The sequence below is a fragment of the Acidovorax sp. KNOB132 genome, assembly GCF_057541515.1.
On sequence record NZ_BAAJYT010000339.1, the window covers coordinates 1 to 3,254 of the forward strand.

The window sequence follows — 3,254 nt, forward strand, 5'->3', positions numbered from 1 at the left end:
CGGGCTGGGCGCGGCCGCCCCAGGCCGGCCTGGGGGCGCGCAGTTGCTCGCCGTACACGTCCATCACCAGCCGGGCCACGTCCTGCAGCGCGGCGCGCAGGCGCGCGGAATGGTTGGGGATGTCGGCGATTTCCTCCACCTCGACCAGCGCACCGATGCGCAGCGCGCGGCTGGCCAGGCGGTCGATCCAGGTCAGGCGGGACAGGTCGGCCTCGCACGCGAACTGGTCGAGCGCGGTCGCGGGCAGGTGGTGCGCCTCGTCCAGCACCAGCAGGCAGTTGTCCAGCTCGGGCAGCAGCCGCGCGCCCAGCGAGGACAGCAGCAGGTCGTGGTTGGCCACGATGACCTGCGCGGCCACCAGCGCCTTGCGCCGGTCGTAGTAGGTGCACTGGCTGAAGGCCGGGCAGTGCTTGCCGGTGCAGGAGCTGGCCTCGGCCGCCACGGGGCTCCACACCTCGGACTCGGGCGGCACCTCCAGGCTGTCGCGGTCGCCGTCCCAGGCGCCCTTGGCGAGCACGTCGGCCATGGTGGCGTAGAACTTCATGCGCGCCTCGGTCTCCTGGCGCGGGCGGGCGGCGCGGGTGGCCGCCTCTTCCTCGGCGAAGAGGTCCTCCTCCTCCGGCGAATGGGCCTCGCCCGTGCCGGCGAGCCGCTCCAGCTTGAGCTTGCACACATAGCGCCCGCGGCCCTTGGCCAGGGCGAACTTGAAGGGCTGCTCCATGCGCGCGGCCAGGGCCGGGAGGTCCTTGTTGACGAGCTGCTCCTGCAGCGCCACCGTGGCCGTGGAGATCAGCACCCGCGTGCCGCGCGAGATCGCCATGGCGATGGCCGGCACGCTGTAGGCCAGCGACTTGCCGACCCCCGTGCCCGCCTGCACGACGGCGATGGAGCGCGTGGGCGGCGGCGCCTCGCCGTCGGGCCCCTCCTCCACCTTGCCCAGCTGCGCCACGCTGAAGGTGTGCGCCACCTGCTCGGCCATGCGCCGCTGGCCGGCGCGGCTGCGGAACCCCTCGGTGGCGCCCACCACCGCATCGAAAGACTGCAGGGCCTGCGCGGCCCATTCCTGTTGAGACATACAGTAGTGTGGCATGCCCGGGCCGGCCCCGGAAACGGTTCGGGTTCTCGACAGGGCACGGCCGGAGGTCCCTAAACTCCCGGGGCGTCCCTTCGTTCCCCACCCCTCCAACCGACCGAAACGAGACCCCCATGGCAGAACACCTGGCCTCCATCACTTGGCAGCGCGGCAGCGACGTCTTCCTGGACCGGCGCTACCACCGCGCCCACCAATGGCAGTTCGACGGCGGGGCCACCGTCGCCGCGTCGTCCTCGCCGCACGTCGTGCCCCTGCCCTACTCCGACGCAGCCGCGGTGGACCCGGAGGAGGCCTTCGTCGCGGCGCTGTCGAGCTGCCACATGCTGTGGTTCCTGGACCTGGCCTGCCGCGACGGCTGGCGCGTGGACCACTACCGCGACGACGCCGTGGGCACCATGGCGCCGGACGACCAGGGCCGCCCCGTGGTCGCCCACGTGCAGCTGCGCCCCGTCACCCGCTTCGACCCGGCCCACGCGCCCAGCCAGGAGGCGCTGGAGGCGCTGCACCACCGGGCGCACGCGGCGTGCTTTCTCGCCAACTCGGTCCGCACGCGCATCGACTGCGCGCCCGTGCTGGAAACGGCGGACGCGGCCTGAGGGGCTTCGATCCCGCCGTGGATTGCGCGCGGGGCCGCCACCGCCGCGGCGGGCGGCCGCGTGCCGGAGCACCACCCGGTTGCTATTCAATTAATAGCAATACGCCCTAGTATTGATTGCGCCAGCGGCCTGAAAGGCTTCAAATCGCCCCCGCCGTCGCCGGCTGTGCGCACCCGCCTACAGACGCCGCCGGAGGGCTTTCCTAGCATCGAGGCCATGCCTTTCCGGCACAGCCACACGACAGGAGCCCCGCAATGTCCACCCCCCGCGATTCCCTTTCCGAGACCCCGGTGCCCGAGCGCAAGGAGCGCCGCGTCGACACCACGCAGTCGCACCCCGCCCCCGACGCCGACAGCAAGAACCCCGACGGCCCCGAGCCCCGCCTGCCGCACGAGCGCGATCAGGCGGTGGAGATGACCGGCGGCGAGCCATCCCAAGAAATGCAGCAGGCTTACAAGGACGTGCAGCGCGGCCTGCAGGACACCGACCGCGGCAAGCCAGCCCACGAGGCCTACCAGAAGCAAAAGCGCTGAGCGGACGGCGGGGCCACGCAAGCGCGCCGCCGCCGCAGCAGCAGACCCCTCGCCCGCCCCCGTCGTCACTCCAGCATTTCCACCCGCAGCCGCACCGGCGCCTGTACGCACAGGCCCGGCACCTCGCGCAGTTGCTCCAGCACCGCCTGCACCTGCGCATCGGCGGCCTCGTGCGTGAGCGCCAGCACCTGGTCCACGGCCGCATCGCCCTGCGCCGCACCAACGGCATGCACCCTCAGCGATCGCACCGCCACCCCGGCGCGCGCCAGATGCTCCGACACCACCCCAATGGCATCCGCCCGGCCCGCCGCCACCGGCACGCGCAGGTAATGCCGCGTGCGCACATCCCCGATGGACTTCACCGCCCGGTCCTGCTGCGCATGCGGATGGAACGCCAGGTGCGGCACGCGGTGCGCGGCGCTGCCGTCGGCCGCCAGGCGCGCCACGTCCACCAGATCGGCCACCACAGCCGACGCGGTGGGCTCGGACCCTGCGCCCGCGCCGTAGTACATCGTCACGCCACAGGCATCGCCCTTGACCAGCACCGCGTTCATCGAGCCGTCCACCTGCGCCAGCAGGTGCCGTGCAGGCACCAGGGCGGGGTGCACGCGCAGCTCCACGCCCTGGTCTTCGCCCTCGCCCGCCTCCAGATCCCGGCGCGCCATGCCCAGCAGCTTGATGCGAAAGCCCAGCGCTTGGGCGCACGCCACGTCGATCGCCTGCAGCCCGCGGATGCCCTCCACGTGCGCCCGCTCGAAGCGCACCGGCATGCCGAACGCATTGGCCGCCAGCAGCGTGGCCTTGTGCGCGGCGTCTACGCCGTCCACGTCGAACGACGGGTCGGCCTCGGCATAGCCCAGCGCCTGCGCCTGGCCGAGCGCCGCCGCGAAGTCCAGCCCCTCGTCGCGCATCTGAGTCAGGATGGAATTGGTGGTGCCGTTGATGATGCCCGGCGATCCACTTGGATGCGGTTGGCGGTGAGCCCTTCGCGCAGCGGCCTTGATGATGGGATGCCCCCGGCCACGGCGGCCT

At 72.4% G+C, this 3,254-nt stretch carries 4 protein-coding genes; 2 read left to right on the forward strand and 2 right to left on the reverse strand.

Going from position 1 to position 3,254, the window contains the following annotated elements; genetic code table 11:
- On the reverse strand, positions 1–1,075 hold a 1,075-nt coding region (locus AC27IO_RS22095), incomplete at its 3' end, for a DEAD/DEAH box helicase (RefSeq protein ID WP_498740777.1).
- Positions 1,076–1,206: 131 nt separating this feature from the next.
- On the opposite strand from AC27IO_RS22095, the gene AC27IO_RS22100 reads away from it, so the two are divergent.
- Positions 1,207–1,689 (forward strand): OsmC family protein, encoded by a 483-nt coding sequence (locus tag AC27IO_RS22100; protein WP_498740773.1) that lies wholly within the window; start codon positions 1,207–1,209, stop codon positions 1,687–1,689.
- Positions 1,690–1,943: 254 nt separating this feature from the next.
- Positions 1,944–2,222: a hypothetical protein gene (locus tag AC27IO_RS22105; protein ID WP_498740775.1), complete on the forward strand. Its 279-nt coding sequence runs from the start codon at positions 1,944–1,946 to the stop codon at positions 2,220–2,222.
- A 65-nt stretch (positions 2,223–2,287) separates the two neighbouring features.
- Here AC27IO_RS22105 and AC27IO_RS22110 read toward each other — a convergent pair.
- A partial coding sequence (locus AC27IO_RS22110; RefSeq protein WP_498740776.1) for a homoserine dehydrogenase occupies positions 2,288–3,254 on the reverse strand: 967 nt, incomplete at its 5' end.

Bases quoted from the DNA above. Each gene is read 5' to 3' on its own strand.
- AC27IO_RS22100 (WP_498740773.1), top strand. From the start codon at position 1,207: ATGGCAGAACACCTGGCCTCCATCACTTGGCAGCGCGGCAGCGACGTC.
- AC27IO_RS22105 (WP_498740775.1), top strand. From the start codon at position 1,944: ATGTCCACCCCCCGCGATTCCCTTTCCGAGACCCCGGTGCCCGAGCGC.